This is a genomic window from Desulfotruncus alcoholivorax DSM 16058 (assembly GCF_000430885.1).
In the GTDB taxonomy this organism is placed as follows: Bacteria; Bacillota; Desulfotomaculia; order Desulfotomaculales; family Desulfallaceae; genus Desulfotruncus; species Desulfotruncus alcoholivorax.
In genome coordinates this window covers 125148-140882 of sequence record NZ_AUMW01000001.1, presented here as the reverse complement: position 1 = coordinate 140882, position 15735 = coordinate 125148, and the positions used below count along the sequence as shown (strand labels likewise).

The window sequence follows — 15735 nt, the reverse complement described above, 5'->3', positions numbered from 1 at the left end:
GCTAAACCGTGGGGTGTGGTTTGGTTGAAGGATTATTTGGATATCATACTGGCCGGAAGTATAGCCGGGATACTGGCCCGGGTCTTGTTAATCAGGATAGATTACCGCCAGTATCCGGGATACCCGCATGGTTATATCTCCCATCTCTCGCTGGGAGCAATTGCTTCAGGTTTGGGCGCAGTGGCAGTACCTGCGTTAATGGAAAAGGATTTTACGGCATTTACTTTTTTAGCCCTGGCAGCTCAGCAGTTCAGAGACATCAGGAATATTGAACGTGAAACCCTGGAAAACCTCGAGAGAACCAGATTGGAAAAAAGAGGACAGGACTATATTGAAGGAATCGCCAGAACCTTTGAGGCTCGCAACTATTTGGCGATGGCCACTGCTTTTACCACCAGTATAGCTGCTGTACTGGGCGGCATTCCGGCCGCCGCCATAATTGCTGCCATCCTCATTTTTCTAAGCGTGACTTTAATGACAGGTAAGACCATTGGAGATATTTGTGAGGTTGTGCCGGCGGAAATTACCTTTAAGGGCTCACTGGTCGAAATTGAAGGAATAGATATTATGTCCGTCGGTTTGCCCGTGATGCGCGAAAAAATAAAAACCTATGCCCTGGCGGTAATGATTAAACCCAAGGACGACAATGCCAGGGCGACACTTCACGATTTAGGCCAGCGCATGGCTATAGCACATACCGCAGCTGTGGTTCTGGGGAGCAGAAAAGATGTTGATATTCCCGAATATACTCCGCTGGTGCGAAAAAATCCGGAAACCGGGGCCGCTGCGCTATATATTGTTCCCATGGAAAAAGACATGGAGTCTCTGCTGCTGGCGGTAAAGCGCACACCGGTGCTCGAAAGCGCGCGTATTAAGCCGCTGAGAACTCAGGCAGGGCGAATTGCTTCCGACTGAAACTTGGTATAAAGAAGGAGGGGCCGGGGTGGGAAAGGATGCAGATAAAAAAACAATTCTTGCTGTTATAACAACAGATAAAGACAAGGTAACGGGAGCAGTGCCGATATTTATTGCAGCCGACGAGGCGGAGAAAGAGAAAACCGCCAGGTTCCTGGCCAGGTGTCTGGACGCTATGGTTCATGACCTGGAAAATGGTTGTTATTTTATTGTAAGTCAATAAGGGGGATACTTTTGAAAATCATTTACCATTGTTATGGCGGGACCCATTCGTCAGTAACAGCGGCAGCAGCTCACCTGGGGCTATTACCGGACGACCGTCCTCCCCAAACAGAGGAATTATTGGCGGTGCCCTTTTTTGATACAAAAGAAAAAAACGACCACGGGGATATTACCATCATGGGTATTGACCAATATGGTAATGAAATATGTTTTGTCGGCCAGCGTGGCAAACCTCACTTATTAGAGAACATAGTTAACAGCCTGGCCGAACATTTTGCAATACCAGGGGACCAATTCAAACTGGTAAATGTTATGTACAAGGTTAATTTAAGCATGAAAGTGGGAGGAACCTTCTCAAGGCGGTTTAGATGGATCAATTCCGGCAGGCCGTTAGTTGCCTGGGGTACTGCCAAAGCATATGGTCAGATTTTAAAACTGGTTAATTTCGTTAAAGCAAGGGAGCTTCGGTAATGTCCAAAATTATCTTCTATAACGATACCGGTTTCCCGTATTCCGTAATTGCTGCCGCCATCAGGAGCGGGTTGCTGCCAAAGGACCGCCTGCCGGAGAAACATGAGCTGCTGGGTGTTTTGAAACGTTGTGGTATAGGTAAAGGAGACGCAACCGTATTTAACCTGGGTAACTGCCTGGCAATGTGGTCACGGGGTGACGGTGATATGACCGGCAAAATAGTAAAGAGTTTTCTGGGCCTGTTCCGAATCAATGATTACCGCCTGGTCAAGTTGGAATACAGAAAGACCTTTTTATTGGGTGCCGGTGTTCTACTGAGCAAGTTTCCAGGGCTAAGGGTGTTGGGCCATCAATTGATACACCGGGCCGTTAATTCAGTTTACCGCAAGCTGCTGGAAACGGCTTCTGAGAAGAGTATTTAAAGGGCTCAGGCAGTTGCGCCTTGACTAAATCTGCCAGCTGACGGATAATGTAACGAGAGTATTGGAGGTGTTGCTCCCGATGCGGGACCACGGGCTGGTAGTACAAGATGTGGAGCCGGACAGCATTGCCGGTGAACTGGGAGTGGAGCCCGGTGACAGTTTATTGCAGGTTAACGGCAAGGCAGTTTTAGATATACTGGATTACCGCTATTTAACGGCTGAAGAGAACCTGGAAGTATTATTGCAGAAAGAAAACGGCGAGCAATGGCTGCTGGATATTGAAAAAGATTTGGACGAGCCGCTGGGGATCACCTTTGTCGAAGGCGGTTGGGGGAAGACCAGAAGTTGCGGCAACAATTGTATTTTTTGCTTTGTAGATCAAATGCCAAGCCAAATGCGCCCCAGCCTGTATGTCAAAGATGATGACTATCGCCTGTCCTTTGCCCAGGGTAATTTCATTACCCTGACCAATACCGGCCCGCAGGAGCTGGAAAGAATAGCGCGGTTAAGGTTGAGTCCCCTGTATATTTCGGTACATACCACCAACCCCGAACTGCGCAGGGAAATGATGATGCACCCCCGGGCCGGTGAAATTATGAGCCAGCTTACATATTTAGCGGATAAGGGTATCAAGATGCATACCCAGGCGGTTTTATGCCCTGGAATCAATGACGGCGAGCAGCTGGACCGGACCATCAAGGATTTGGGTGGGCTGTGGCCGGCGGTGCGGTCACTGGCGGTTGTTCCGGTTGGCCTTACAGCCTGGAGGGAGGGGCTGTACGAACTTCGCCCGTACAGCCGGGACGAAGCCAGAACAGTAATAGATCAGGTTCGAGGCTGGCAGGAAGCTTTTAACAGCCAAATTGAGTACCCTTTTGTTTTTGCCTCAGATGAATTTTACTTAATTTCCGGCCGGTTAATACCGGATGCCGGCCAGTACGGGGGCTTTCCCCAGACGGAAAACGGGGTGGGCCTGGTACGCCTGTTTATGGATGAATGGGAAGCGGCGGCCCGAAACCTGCCCGTTCAGGTAAAAATGCCGCTGCGTGGTTCGGTGGCAACCGGAACACTTGCCGGTCCGGTATTGCAGCCGGTTATAGAAGCAATAAACGGGGTCAAAGGCGTGCAACTGAAACTTTATATTCTGGAAAACCAATTTTTCGGTAAAACTGTTAATGTGGCTGGTTTGTTAACCGGCCGGGATTTACAAAGCAGCTTATCCGGCAGGGATCTCGGCGAGGTGCTGTTTGTGCCAAAAGTGATGCTGCGCCGGGATGACGATGTTTTTCTTGACGATATGACGGTTGCAGATTTGGCAGCCGGCCTGGGAGTGGCTGTGGTTGCGGTAACAGGTCCGGCAGATTTGGTCCAATACATTAAAACAGTGGAGAGATGGTGGAAAAATGGCTAGACCCATAGTGGCCATTGTTGGAAGACCTAATGTAGGTAAATCTACTTTATTCAACCGGATTGTCGGCGACAGGGTTGCTATCGTTGAGGGGGTCCCCGGCGTGACCAGGGACAGGCTGTATCAAGACGCCGACTGGAACGGGAGAAAGTTTACCCTGGTGGATACAGGCGGGTTGGATTACCGGGAAGACGGGCAAATCATCAGCAACGTCAGAAAACAGGCCGAACTTGCCATATCCGAGGCGGATGTGGTGCTTTTTTTGGTGGACGCCCGGGAAGGTCCTACCGGCACAGATGATGATGTGGCGGCAATACTGCGCCGCACCGACAAGCCGGTGATTCTGGTCGCAAATAAAGTGGAAGAATTTCATAAGCCCAACGAGCTTTATGAATTTTATAAATTGGGCCTGGGAGACCCGCTGCCGGTTTCTGCCGCCCAGGGGATGAATACCGGAGAATTGCTTGATGATATCGCCCGTAAACTTCCACCGGCAGAGGATGATGAAGAAGAGCAGGAAATCACCAAAATAGCCGTTATTGGCCGTCCCAATGTGGGCAAATCATCGCTGGTAAACTCTTTGCTGGGTGAAGAACGTGTTATCGTCAGTGACATCCCTGGCACAACCAGAGATGCCATAGATACATTTATTGAAAGAAATGACAGGCAATACCTGATCATTGACACTGCAGGAATCAGAAGGCGGAGCAAAATCGGCATTGCCACCGAAAAATACAGTGTCATTCGCTCACTGCGTGCCATTGACCGCAGTGACGTGGTATTGATGCTGATCGACGCGGTTGAAAGATTAACCGAACAGGATAAAAAAATTGCCGGATACGCCCATGAAAAAGGCAGGGCATCAATAATAGTTGTCAATAAATGGGACCTGGTGCAAAAAGATGACCGCACCTCCAATCAATACATTGAAGAGCTGCGCTCGGGACTTGCTTTCATGCAGTATGCTCCGGTTATGTTTATCAGCGCGTTGACCGGACAGCGGGTACACCGGGTATTGGAAGTTGTTGATTATGTCGCCGAACAGCAAAACATGCGCATTTCCACAGGCAACCTTAATGATTTAATTAAGGAAGCAACCATGCACAGCCCAACACCACAGGATAAGGGCAGAAAACTTAAAATATTCTATGGCACGCAAGCCGGTGTTAAACCACCCACATTTCTTTTATTTGTAAATGAGCCGGAGCTGATGCATTTTTCTTACCTGCGCTACCTGGAAAATCAATTGCGGTCGGCTTACGGATTTGAAGGCACCCCGATTAAGATTTACCTGCGCAAGAGATAGCCGGAGGGATATGTTATGATTACTTATGTTGTTTACGCTGCGGTGGCTAGCTACCTGATTGGTTCAATACCCTTTGGTTTTATTCTGGCCAGGTATACCAAAGGAATCGATATCAGGCAGTTTGGCAGCGGTAATATCGGGGCAACAAACGTATGGCGCACTTTGGGGCCGGTGCCCGGCATTTTAGTGATGCTGCTGGATATGAGCAAAGGCGTGGTATCGGTTTTAATCGGCCGGCATTTGGGTGGTGCGGGCACTGAATTGATAGCGTCGTTTTTTGCCCTTTGCGGTCACAGCTGGCCCATCTTTTTAATGTTTAAGGGTGGCAAAATTATTGCTACCGGTGCCGGAGTTATACTGGCGATTTCTCCACTGACAACCCTGGTGGCGCTGGTAATTTGGCTTACAACTGTGGGAATCAGCAGGTATGTTTCCCTGGGATCAATAATGGCGGCAATATCAGTGCCGGTGACAATGATTATATTGAGGATGAATATTTTATATATATTGTTTGGCGTAGTGGTGGCAACATTTGCGGTGTATAAGCACATACCCAATATCAAAAGGATACTTGCGGGAACGGAATTTAAAGTTGGGAAGGGCGGGCGGAAATTTTAATGGCTGGAAATGGTAAAGTTGCCGTGTTAGGGGCGGGAAGCTGGGGGACAGCCCTGGCGGCGCACCTTGCCGGAAAAGGGTATCAGATCGGATTGTGGTCCAGAAGGCCCGATCAGGTGGAACAGCTGAACGCCAGCAGGGAAAACAGCAGGTACCTGCCCGGTGTCAGGCTGGCGGAAAATATTCTAGTTACCAGCAATCTCGAACGTATTCTGTCAGCAGTTGAATACGTTGTATTTAGTGTTCCTTCCCATAGTTTCAGGCAAGTCCTGGCTGACGCCTTGCCGTATATTGCTGAAAACGCCCTGGTGATCAATACTGCCAAAGGCATTGAAGAAAACAGCCTGCAGAGGATGTCGGAGGTATTTATTGAAGTAGCCGGTACTGTCAGGGCTAAAAACTATACGGTTTTATCCGGGCCCAGCCATGCTGAAGAAGTAGCCCTTAAAATGCCTACCGCTGTGGTAATTGCAGCGGTTTCAAACGAATCGGCGGCCCGGGTGCAGGATTTGTTTATGACTGATACCTTTCGAGTTTACACTAATCCGGACATTATCGGGGTTGAGCTCGGGGGTGCCCTTAAAAATATCATCGCACTGGGTACCGGTATTGTTGACGGTCTCATCGGCAGTGATAATACCAAAGCTGCCTTAATGACCAGGGGGTTGGCTGAGATTACAAGGCTGGGTATGGCCATGCATGCCAATCCTTTGACCTTTGCCGGGCTGGCAGGATTGGGGGATTTAATTGTAACCTGCACCAGCAAACACAGCCGTAACCGCCGGGCCGGTATTGAAATAGGTAAGGGCAAATCTCTGGAGCAAGCTTTAGCGGGTGTGAACATGGTGGTGGAAGGGGTGCGGACTACCCGCGCGACCCGCGGGCTGGCTAGGACCTGGGGTGTGGAGATGCCCATTACCGAGCAAATGTACCAGGTATTATTCGAGGGTAAGAGCCCGGGGGCGGCGGTTGTAAGCCTGATGAACAGGGATAAAACGCATGAAGTTGAGGAAGTGGCCCTGGCCAAGATTAAATGGTGGATAGAAAAGGACGACAAAAACCCTGTTTAAATGGCAGGGCTTTATTAAGGTTGCCGTTACCTGATTAACCTTGTGGCGCCTTTATAGTTTTCAACGTAATAGGAATCGTTCATCGAAGTCGCAACAACTTTCTTTTTTGAAGAAGATGCATGTATGAACGTGCCGTTACCAACATAGATACCCACATGGTCTATGCCCGGCCGGCCGTAATAACTAAAGAAAAGTAAATCACCGGGGGCAAGCTGGTTGCGGCTCACTTTAACACCGTGGTCATACTGGCCGGAGGCCAGGTGAGGCAAATCATAACCAATTTTTTTATAGACATACCTGGTGAAGCCTGAACAGTCGAAATTACTTGGGCCGGCGGAGCCATAAACATAATTGCTGCCCAGCAGGTCATATGCAGTATTAACAACCAGGCGGGCATCGCTATTTTCAGAGCGGGATACGGGATTTGCGGCTTTGGCAGCTGCCGGGGCGGGCTTGGGAGCCGGTGTAGCCAGTGCGTTTTTTCCCGGAGGGCTGGTAAAAATGACAACCAGTGATACAGAGACCAAAACAGATGTAAGCAATCTACGCATGCGTTGCTCCTTCCATTTTCACAATTTTCTAACTCTTCACCAGTTAAACAACTACTCAACCAAGTATTCGACACTTAATTTTTTTTCCCTCCTAATGGTAACAAATAAAAAATTTAACCTTTTAGTTGTAATAAACAAGTTCTAATTTCATATATATATATTGTTATTGTATGCAATTGGAAAAAAATTCTCGTGGGCCGGGCTCAACGAGTTGAAGGTTTAAACGCCTTTCCTGCCGGTGGGGGGGATGCTAAAGAATGCGCTAACTTTTATATAAAACTTTTTAAATTTTTTTAAAGGAGGGAGTGCGTTCATGGAAAAGTTTGATATTTTCCGTGATATCGCGGAACGCACCGAAGGGGATATCTACCTTGGTGTAAGCGGCGGCGTCCGGACCGGTAAGTCCACATTTATTAAACGGTTTATGGAGCTAATGGTTCTACCCAATATAGAAAATGTGCACGAGCGGGAAAGGGCCAAGGATGAGCTCCCCCAGAGCGGAAACGGTAAAACCATCATGACCACTGAGCCCAAATTTGTACCCAATGAGGCGGTGGAAGTGGAAATCAGCCCGAACCTAACGGTTAAGGTTCGCCTGGTGGATTGCGTCGGGTACAGGGTGGAGGGGGCGTTGGGTTACGAGGATGAAGAAGGAAACCCGCGCATGGTATCCACACCCTGGTTCGATGACCCGATTCCCTTTGAGGAGGCAGCTGAAGTTGGCACCAGAAAGGTTATCAGCGAACATTCCACAATTGGTATTGTGGTGACTACCGATGGCTCCATTTCCGATATTCCCAGGGAGAATTTCATTGCTGCCGAAGAAAGGGTTGTACAAGAGCTAAAAGAGATAAACAGACCGTTCTTGGTCATATTGAACAGCACCACGCCGGAAGCTGAGGAAACAATTCAACTGGCTGACGAGCTGTCGGAAAAATACGATGTTCCAGTAATCCCGGTTAACTGTGCCGAATTGAGCCAGCTGGATATACTGCAAATTATGGAGAAAGCGCTCTTTGAGTTTCCGGTTAATGAAGTATCAATTACCTTGCCGCTTTGGGTGGAAGAATTAGATCAAAAACACTGGCTGAGAGAAAAATTCGACTCCGCTGTTCAAGAGACTGTGCAGCAGGTAAGACGGCTGCGGGATATTGACGGCGCAGTGGAAAAATTAAGCCAGTATGATATGGTGCGGAAGGTAGATTTACGCAGCATGGATCTGGGCACTGGTACCGCCGCCATTGAAATCAATTCGAACCCGGAGCTTTTTTACAAGGTCTTGTCAGAGGAAGCCGGGATCGAGTTGGAAGGGGATCACCACTTGTTCCGGTTATTTAAGGAATTTGCCGTGGCCAAGCGTGAATATGATAAATTTGCCCCGGCAATTATGGAACTGCATGAAAGCGGCTATGGGGTTGTTAATCCTTCCATTGAAGATATGCAGTTGGAAGAGCCCGAGTTGATCCGGCAGGGTAGCCGTTTCGGTGTTAAGCTTAAAGCCAGCGCTCCAACAGTGCACATGATTAAGGCCAATATTCATACTGAAATTACCCCCATCATCGGCACGGAAAAGCAATGTGAAGAACTCGTTCGTTATATGCTCAACGAATTTGAAGAAAACCCGCGGAAGATTTGGGAATCCGAAATATTCGGCAAATCAGTCAGCGACCTTGTGCGTGAAGGAATCCAAAATAAACTGCAAAGAATGCCAGATAACGCCCAGGTTAAACTACAGGAAACTGTTCAGCGAATCGTTAATGATGGTAGTGGCGGTCTGATCTGCATTATTATATAATAAAAGCCTCGAAATATATAACGCCGGCTGGTAGTAGCCGGTTTTTTGTTTATAAAAGCTAAACGAACTATTCAGGTCAGTAGTCAGAATACAGGAGCCAGAACAAGAGAACCGGTGATTGTAAGAGGTTAGTAAATTACAAGAACCATATTCTTGGGTCATTCTGAATTCTGACTGCTGAATTTTGACTACTAAAATGTAATGAAGTATTGTCAGTTCATAATGAAGGGTGATATAATGTCTACCATGCATGGAATTTTATCCATGTTAAGTGGACTGAAAAGTGAGGTGCAAAAGGGTGGCTGGTAGGGAACCGCGTTTCTTTTTGGTTCGGGAGGATGTACTCCCCGAAGCAATTTTTAAGACGGTTCAGGCCAAAGAACTTCTAATGCGCGGTGACGCGGCCAACGTGGCCGAGGCGGTGGAAAAGGTCTCCCTGAGCCGCAGCGCCTTCTATAAGTACAGGGACAAAGTTTACCCTTTTCACCGCTGGCAGCAGGATCAAACAGTAACCTTGGGGTTAATCCTGGAGCATCGTTCGGGGGTATTATCGGCATTGCTCAGTAACATAGCCGCGGTAGGCGGCAATGTTGTAACCATTAACCAGAATTTGCCGCAGCAAGGGGTTGCCAGCGCTACAATAACCATAGAGACCAATAACCTGGAATGCGACGTAGAACAAATGCTGACCCTGCTTCGCAGCACCCCTGGCGTAAAAAATGCCAGGTTATTAGGTTCCTAAAGGAGCCTGTCATTGCGAGGAGTGAATCGACGAAGCAATCCCAGCTGAGATTGCTTGGCTGCGCTGGCGAGGCACCATCAGCAGGATGAAAAAGGGGTTGCCGTCGGACGACTCTGTCCGCACGCCCCTGTTTCAGATATTAGTCACCCGGGTTATTCTGTGAAAGTTTTTTCTGGTTAGAGGGTACTTGACATGGACCTGATTATGTGAAAGGAGACGAATTATGTCCGCTGATAATATAAAGATCGGTATGCTTGGCCTGGGTACGGTGGGCCGGGGAGTATACCGGATAATTACCGGCAACGGTGAAAACATAAAACGAAAAATTGGCGCCGGCCTGGAAATTAAAAAAATACTGGTACGTGATTTAAGCAAAGACAGGGGAGTGGAAGTGGATCCCCGGTTATTAACCAGCGATATTAATGATATTATTGAAGACCAGGAGATAAAAATAGTAATTGAGGTAATGGGGGGCATTGGGCCTGCCCTTGATTTTGTAAAACTGGCTTTACAAAAAGGAAAAAGCGTGGTAACTGCCAATAAAGATATGATTGCTGTTTACGGCAAGCAGCTTTTCGAGCTGGCTGAAGATAACCAGGCCGACCTTCTGTTTGAGGCCAGCGTGGCCGGCGGTATTCCCATTATCAGGCCGCTCAAGCAATGCCTGGCCGCTAATCGCATAAATCAGGTGATTGGAATTATCAATGGCACCACCAATTATATGCTGACCAAAATGACCAAAGAAGGGTCAGATTTTGAGGAAGTGCTCAAGGAAGCACAGGAAATGGGGTACGCTGAGGCGAACCCTGCTTCCGATATTGAGGGCTATGATGCCGCCCGCAAGCTCGCCATACTTGCTTCTATTGCCTTTAACTCCAGAGTGGTACTGGATGATGTCTATGTAGAAGGAATTACCAAGATTACCGCTACCGATATCTCTTACGCCGGTGAATTGAATTACACAGTTAAACTTTTAGGTATTGCCAAAGAAACTGAAGAGGGTGTGGAGGTAAGGGTCCATCCCACACTAATACCTGTTGATCACCCGCTGGCAGCAGTAAATGACGTCTTTAATGCTATCTTTGTGTCCGGTGATGCGGTTGGCGATACCATGTTTTACGGCCGTGGCGCGGGTGAAATGCCTACTGCCAGCGCTGTTGTCGGAGATGTGATGGATGCGGCCCGGGATCTGCTGCGCAATGTGCCCGGGATTATCTCCTGTACCTGTTATGATGAAAAGCCGGTTAAAGACATGGGGCTGGTTGAATGCAGGTACTACATCCGCATACAGGTTTCCGACAGGCCCGGGGTACTTGCTTCCATTGCCTACGCCTTTAGCGATAAAGAAGTAAGCCTGGCAACGGTGCTCCAAAAACAAACAGATTCTGTAACGGCAGAAATTGTGTTGGTGACGCATAAAGTCAGAGAGAAAAACATGCGGGAGGCTTTGGAGATTATTAAACATTTATCTTCCGTCAAGGATATATCCAACGTGATTCGTGTGGAGGGTGATTAATTCCGTGATAAGAGTTCAGGTTCCGGCTACTACTGCCAACCTGGGACCGGGGTTTGATTGCCTGGGCATGGCTCTTGAACTGTATAACGTAGTGGAATTCAGCAAGCTTAACCATGGCTTAGTTATAGAAATTGAAGGTGAAGGTTCCGGAGAACTACCCAGGGATCAAAATAATTTAGTCTACCGTGCCGCCAGGCGGGTATTTGAAAAGACAGGTTACAATCCCGGCGGGCTGAGGATCAGGCTCTCCAATAATATACCCCTCGGCAGAGGGCTCGGCAGTAGCGCTTCCGCGGTTGTGGGAGGTATTATAGCCGCAGGTATGATGTCCGGAGCGTCTTTAAGCCAGCGAGAAATTTTGGGACTGGCCTGCTCGATGGAAGGGCACCCGGATAATGTTGCCCCGGCGGTACTGGGCGGGCTGATTATATACACCTCTGTTGACGGCGAAATCAGCTGGCTGAAAATAGACTTGCCTGCCGGTCTAAAAGTTGTGGCAGCTGTCCCCGATTTTCCGGTTAATACCAGGGAAGCCAGGGAGAACCTGCCGCATATGGTCACACTGCGCGATGCAGTTTTTAACATCGGCAGGGCCGCACTTTTGGTGGCGGCATTGCAAAAAGGCGACTTTAACCTGCTGGGTACAGCCATGGACGATAGGATCCACCAGTCATATCGTTCGGGGCTGATCCCCGGGTATAAAAAAGTTGTTTCCGCGGCCAGACTGGCAGGAGCCCGGGGCGTAGCCATCAGCGGTGCCGGGCCTACCATAATTGCGATGGCGGACGGCAACTACAAATTAATAGCGGAAGTAATGAAAGAAACTTTCCGTGAAAGCGGCGTCAGCGCCAGAACGATCATCCTGGACCCCAGCCCGGTAGGGGCAAGAGCACTGGAAGTAATATAAGGAGTGAAATTTATGTTAATTGTTCAAAAGTATGGCGGTACATCGGTGGGAAATGCCGACAGAATCAAAAATGTGGCCAGGCGGGTAGTCAATAAACAAAAAGAAGGGAACCGGATGGTGGTGGTTGTCTCAGCAATGGGGGACTCCACTGATGATTTAATTGAACTTTCGCGTCAAATTACAAGCAACCCTTCACCAAGGGAGATGGATATGCTGCTTTCCACGGGGGAACAGGTATCCATTGCGCTTCTGGCCATGGCCATTAAAAACCTGGGTGTGGACGTGATTTCGCTTACCGGACCCCAGGCAGGCATAAAAACTGACCCCGTATACTCTAAAGCACGCATAATCGATGTTAACAATTCCCGCATGTTAAACGAGCTTGACGCCGGAAAAATAGTTATCGTTGCGGGATTTCAAGGACTCAATGAGTTCAATGATATTACCACCCTGGGGCGTGGCGGCTCCGACACTACCGCGGTTGTACTGGCGGCAGCTTTAAAGGCGGACCTCTGTGAAATTTTCACCGACGTTGACGGGGTCTATACCACGGACCCGAGGCTGGTCCCAGAAGCCGGCAAACTTGATTCCATCACCTATGATGAAATGCTTGAACTGGCGCACCTGGGGGCTGCTGTGCTGCATCCCAGGGCTGTTGAGTGCGCTAAGCTTTATGGTATAACGTTGCACGTTAGAAGTAGTTTTAATAATAACCCCGGCACAATAGTGAAGGAGGAAAGTGACATGGAAAAAAGCATGTTTGTAACCGGAGTGACCTACAACAAAAACGTGGCCAAGCTTGGTATTTTCGGAGTGCCCGACCAGCCCGGCATTGCCTATCTGATATTTAAAATGCTGGGTGATAAAAATATTAATGTGGATATGATTGTACAAAGTTCCATGCGTGAAGGAATCAATGACATTTCATTCACCGTGGCCCAGGATGACCTGCGCAAAGCCCTGGAAACCATTGAGGAGATTATTAAAGTGGTTGGCGCCAAGGGTTACACCCACGACCCGCACGTTGCCATGGTTTCCTTAGTAGGGGCAGGCATGACCAGCAACCCCGGCGTTGCCGCCATGATGTTCGGCGCGCTGGCCGATGAAGATATCAACATCGACATGATTGCCACTTCGGATATTAAAATTTCCTGCATTGTAAACAACAGCAAAGCCGAAACCGCAGTAAAAGTGTTGCATAAAAAATTTAACCTGGAAGAAGCCGGATGCAATAAAAACTAATAAAAGCAATATTAAGCTCTTGGAGGAAAAAATGAAATACATAGTTGTGGTCGGAGACGGGATGGCTGATTATCCCCGTCCTGAACTGGATAACAAAACACCCCTGCAGTATGCTGTAACGCCCAATATGGACCTGCTGGCGGCGCAGGGGAAAACAGGCATGGTTAAAACCGTACCTGACGGTTTTCCGCCTGGCAGCGATGTGGCCAACCTTTCCGTAATGGGCTACGCGCCTGAAAAATACTACACCGGCCGTTCCCCCCTGGAGGCGGTCAGCATGGGAGTGAAACTGGCGGAGCAGGATGTGGCCTTCCGCTGCAATCTGGTTACTCTTTCGGACGATGCCGGTTATGAGCAGAAAGCAATGGTGGATTACAGCGCCGGCGAGATTACCAGTGAAGAGGCCGCCGAACTGATCGCTGTGGTTAATCATGAATTGGGGGGCGGTGAAAGAAAATTCTATTCTGGTATCAGCTATCGCCACCTGATGGTCTGGCGGGGAGGACCGCTAGAAATTAAGCTAACCCCTCCACATGATATTTCGGGCCGCACCGTGAGCGAATATTTACCAAAGGGCGAGGGACAGGATACATTATTGGAGATTATGCGGACCAGCCACTGGTTATTGAAGGACCACCCGGTAAACCGATCCCGGGTGCAAAGGGGCCTGCGCCCGGCCAATTCGGTTTGGCTCTGGGGGCAGGGTAAAAAGCCTGTGCTGCCCTTGTTTAAGGAGTTATACGGTCTGCAAGGGGCAGTTATTTCCGCTGTGGACTTGATCATGGGGTTGGGTATTTGTGCGGGCCTTGAAGTAATTAAAGTGCCCGGTGCTACAGGGAACATACATACTAATTTCCTGGGAAAAGCCAAAGCAGCATTAACCGCCCTTCGGGATGGAGCTGATTTTATCTACCTGCATGTTGAGGCACCTGACGAGGCCGGGCACCAGGGTGAAACTGAAACCAAGGTCAAAGCCATTGAAGAAATTGACCGTTTGGTGCTGGCCACGCTGCTGAAAAACCTGCCCGAATTTGCAGATTTCAAAATTATGCTGCTTCCCGACCACCCGACGCCGCTCAGTATTAAAACTCACACTGCAGAGCCGGTTCCCTTTGCCTTAATGGACAGCAGGGCTAAAGGAGATTCAGGTAAGAAATATGACGAGCAGTCGGCGGCTGCGTCCGGAATTATGGTCGCAAACGGACCCGCGTTGATGAAAATGTTTATTGATATTACGTAACTATTCAGCCCGTCCCAAATGCACCCAATTAAATCGGAAAAATTATTGGCAAATGAAAGTGGAGGATTTAGAATGCCTGGTGCGAAAATGCGGCGGTTTCAACTGACGTTCGTTATTTAGGCAAAACGGGCGGACAGGGTCGTCCGCCCTTACGGATTACCTATCTTCACAAATCTTCCAAAGCAAGTATGTTTTGCTACTCTGCCGTGCTTTTTCCCATTATATTCCTTAGACATTTTCTAAAACAGTATTGAAATATTACCAGGGTAGGTTATAATTAATTTGTATTTAGATATTTTTCTAAATATCTAAATTGAACACGAGGTGATGACCTTGTTTGATGCCATGTTTAAGGCATTATCCGACCCAACCAGGCGAAAAATACTCAGGATGTTGCATAAGGGTGATATGACCGCCGGGGACATTGCCGACCGGTTCAGTATATCCAAACCCAGTGTATCCCACCACCTTAATGTTTTGAAGCAGGCGGGACTGGTTATTGATGAGAGAAAAGGGCAGTTTATCTTTTACACACTTAACACCACAGTCTTTCAGGAGGTCTTAACTTGGTTCAGTGAATTTGTGGACAGGAGAAAGGGTGACGGGCATGTCCCAAACAGATAACAATAACTTTTCACCGTTGGAACAGCTGAAATCTGACTGGTATGTTATAATCTTAATTATCGCCACATTTGCAGCTGCGGTTTATTTCTACCCGCAACTGCCGGAGCGGGTGCCGTCCCACTGGAACGTACGGGGCCAAGTGGATGGTTACTCTTCCCGCATCTGGGGAGCGTTCGGCATACCGTTGATGAACGCCGGGATATACTTAATGATGTTGTTTTTGCCTTTAATTGATCCTCGCCGGGACAATTACGTTAAATTTGCTGGAACATACCGTCTCCTGAGGGTTGTGTTTGTATGTTTTTTCACCGGCCTTTATGTAATAATAATCCTGGCGGCAATGGGTTACCCCATTTCCGTTGACCGGTTGGTGCCCCTTGGTATATCATTGCTATTCGTTTTCATAGGTAATTACATGGGGCGAATTCAACACAACTATTTTGTGGGTATTAAGGTCCCCTGGACCCTGGCCAGTGAAGAGGTATGGCGGAAAACCCACCGCCTTGCCGGTCCGCTTTGGGTTATCGCGGGACTTTTGGGGATAGTTGGGGCTATGATCGGTGGAACTGCGGCAATGTGGTTTTTATTCGTGCCGTTACTATCGGCAACAGTGATTCCGGTAGTATATTCGTTTCTTATCTATAAACAACTGTAATAATAAAAGTTTACCAACTGGCTTCGCAAGG

General features: G+C 48.4%; 17 protein-coding genes. 16 read left to right on the top strand and 1 reads right to left on the bottom strand.

Annotated features, from left to right (window positions below; translation table 11 throughout):
• Positions 1-24 precede the first annotated feature (24 nt).
• The 8 genes from H569_RS0100770 to H569_RS0100735 all read left to right on the top strand — a co-directional run bounded on the left by H569_RS0100770 (position 25) and on the right by H569_RS0100735 (position 6432).
• Positions 25-915 carry a YIEGIA family protein gene (locus H569_RS0100770; protein ID WP_027363386.1) on the top strand — a complete coding sequence of 297 codons (891 nt, stop codon included), beginning with the start codon at positions 25-27 and terminating at the stop codon, positions 913-915.
• A gap of 28 nt (positions 916-943) precedes the next feature.
• Positions 944-1138 carry a capping complex subunit for YIEGIA gene (locus H569_RS0100765; RefSeq protein ID WP_027363385.1) on the top strand — a complete coding sequence of 65 codons (195 nt, stop codon included), beginning with the start codon at positions 944-946 and terminating at the stop codon, positions 1136-1138.
• An 11-nt stretch (positions 1139-1149) separates the two neighbouring features.
• On the top strand, positions 1150-1608 hold the full coding sequence (locus H569_RS0100760) for a DUF3189 family protein (RefSeq protein ID WP_027363384.1): 459 nt from the start codon (positions 1150-1152) through the stop codon (positions 1606-1608).
• Positions 1608-2030: a DUF3189 family protein gene (locus tag H569_RS0100755; protein WP_027363383.1), complete on the top strand. Its 423-nt coding sequence runs from the start codon at positions 1608-1610 to the stop codon at positions 2028-2030. Before H569_RS0100760 ends, H569_RS0100755 begins: the two co-directional genes overlap by 1 nt.
• A 79-nt stretch (positions 2031-2109) precedes the next feature.
• The gene (locus H569_RS0100750) at positions 2110-3441 is read left to right on the top strand and encodes a DUF512 domain-containing protein (protein WP_027363382.1); all 1332 of its coding nucleotides are present in this window, start codon (positions 2110-2112) and stop codon (positions 3439-3441) included.
• Positions 3434-4744: a ribosome biogenesis GTPase Der gene (gene der, locus H569_RS0100745; RefSeq protein WP_027363381.1), complete on the top strand. Its 1311-nt coding sequence runs from the start codon at positions 3434-3436 to the stop codon at positions 4742-4744. Before H569_RS0100750 ends, der begins: the two co-directional genes overlap by 8 nt.
• 15 nt (positions 4745-4759) lie before the next feature.
• Entirely contained in the window at positions 4760-5362 is a 603-nt protein-coding gene (gene plsY, locus H569_RS0100740; RefSeq protein ID WP_027363380.1) for a glycerol-3-phosphate 1-O-acyltransferase PlsY, read from the top strand.
• A complete protein-coding gene (locus H569_RS0100735; RefSeq protein WP_027363379.1) occupies positions 5362-6432 on the top strand; it encodes an NAD(P)H-dependent glycerol-3-phosphate dehydrogenase in 1071 nt (356 codons plus the stop codon). Before plsY ends, H569_RS0100735 begins: the two co-directional genes overlap by 1 nt.
• A gap of 26 nt (positions 6433-6458) precedes the next feature.
• Here the strand turns inward: H569_RS0100735 and H569_RS18840 are convergent, their stop codons facing one another.
• Positions 6459-6983, bottom strand: coding sequence for a C40 family peptidase (locus H569_RS18840; RefSeq protein WP_051273090.1), 525 nt, complete (start codon positions 6981-6983; stop codon positions 6459-6461).
• Positions 6984-7296: 313 nt separating this feature from the next.
• Here H569_RS18840 and spoIVA point away from each other — a divergent pair, with 313 nt between their 5' ends.
• The 8 genes from spoIVA to H569_RS0100690 all read left to right on the top strand — a co-directional run bounded on the left by spoIVA (position 7297) and on the right by H569_RS0100690 (position 15704).
• Complete coding sequence (spoIVA, locus tag H569_RS0100725) at positions 7297-8778, top strand: stage IV sporulation protein A (protein WP_027363378.1); 1482 nt, start codon at positions 7297-7299, stop codon at positions 8776-8778.
• 298 nt (positions 8779-9076) lie between these two features.
• Positions 9077-9520 (top strand): ACT domain-containing protein, encoded by a 444-nt coding sequence (locus tag H569_RS0100720; RefSeq protein ID WP_027363377.1) that lies wholly within the window; start codon positions 9077-9079, stop codon positions 9518-9520.
• 223 nt (positions 9521-9743) lie between these two features.
• Positions 9744-11036 carry a homoserine dehydrogenase gene (locus H569_RS0100715; protein ID WP_027363376.1) on the top strand — a complete coding sequence of 431 codons (1293 nt, stop codon included), beginning with the start codon at positions 9744-9746 and terminating at the stop codon, positions 11034-11036.
• 4 nt (positions 11037-11040) lie between these two features.
• A complete protein-coding gene (gene thrB / locus H569_RS0100710; RefSeq protein WP_027363375.1) occupies positions 11041-11943 on the top strand; it encodes a homoserine kinase in 903 nt (300 codons plus the stop codon).
• A gap of 12 nt (positions 11944-11955) precedes the next feature.
• Positions 11956-13185, top strand: a complete 1230-nt coding sequence (locus H569_RS0100705; protein WP_027363374.1) for an aspartate kinase — start codon at positions 11956-11958, stop codon at positions 13183-13185.
• Positions 13186-13216: 31 nt separating this feature from the next.
• Entirely contained in the window at positions 13217-14425 is a 1209-nt protein-coding gene (locus tag H569_RS0100700) for a cofactor-independent phosphoglycerate mutase (RefSeq protein ID WP_027363373.1), read from the top strand.
• A gap of 327 nt (positions 14426-14752) precedes the next feature.
• Positions 14753-15049 carry an autorepressor SdpR family transcription factor gene (locus H569_RS0100695; protein WP_027363372.1) on the top strand — a complete coding sequence of 99 codons (297 nt, stop codon included), beginning with the start codon at positions 14753-14755 and terminating at the stop codon, positions 15047-15049.
• Positions 15000-15704, top strand: a complete 705-nt coding sequence (locus H569_RS0100690; RefSeq protein WP_238492435.1) for an SdpI family protein — start codon at positions 15000-15002, stop codon at positions 15702-15704. Before H569_RS0100695 ends, H569_RS0100690 begins: the two co-directional genes overlap by 50 nt.
• Positions 15705-15735: the final 31 nt, after the last annotated feature.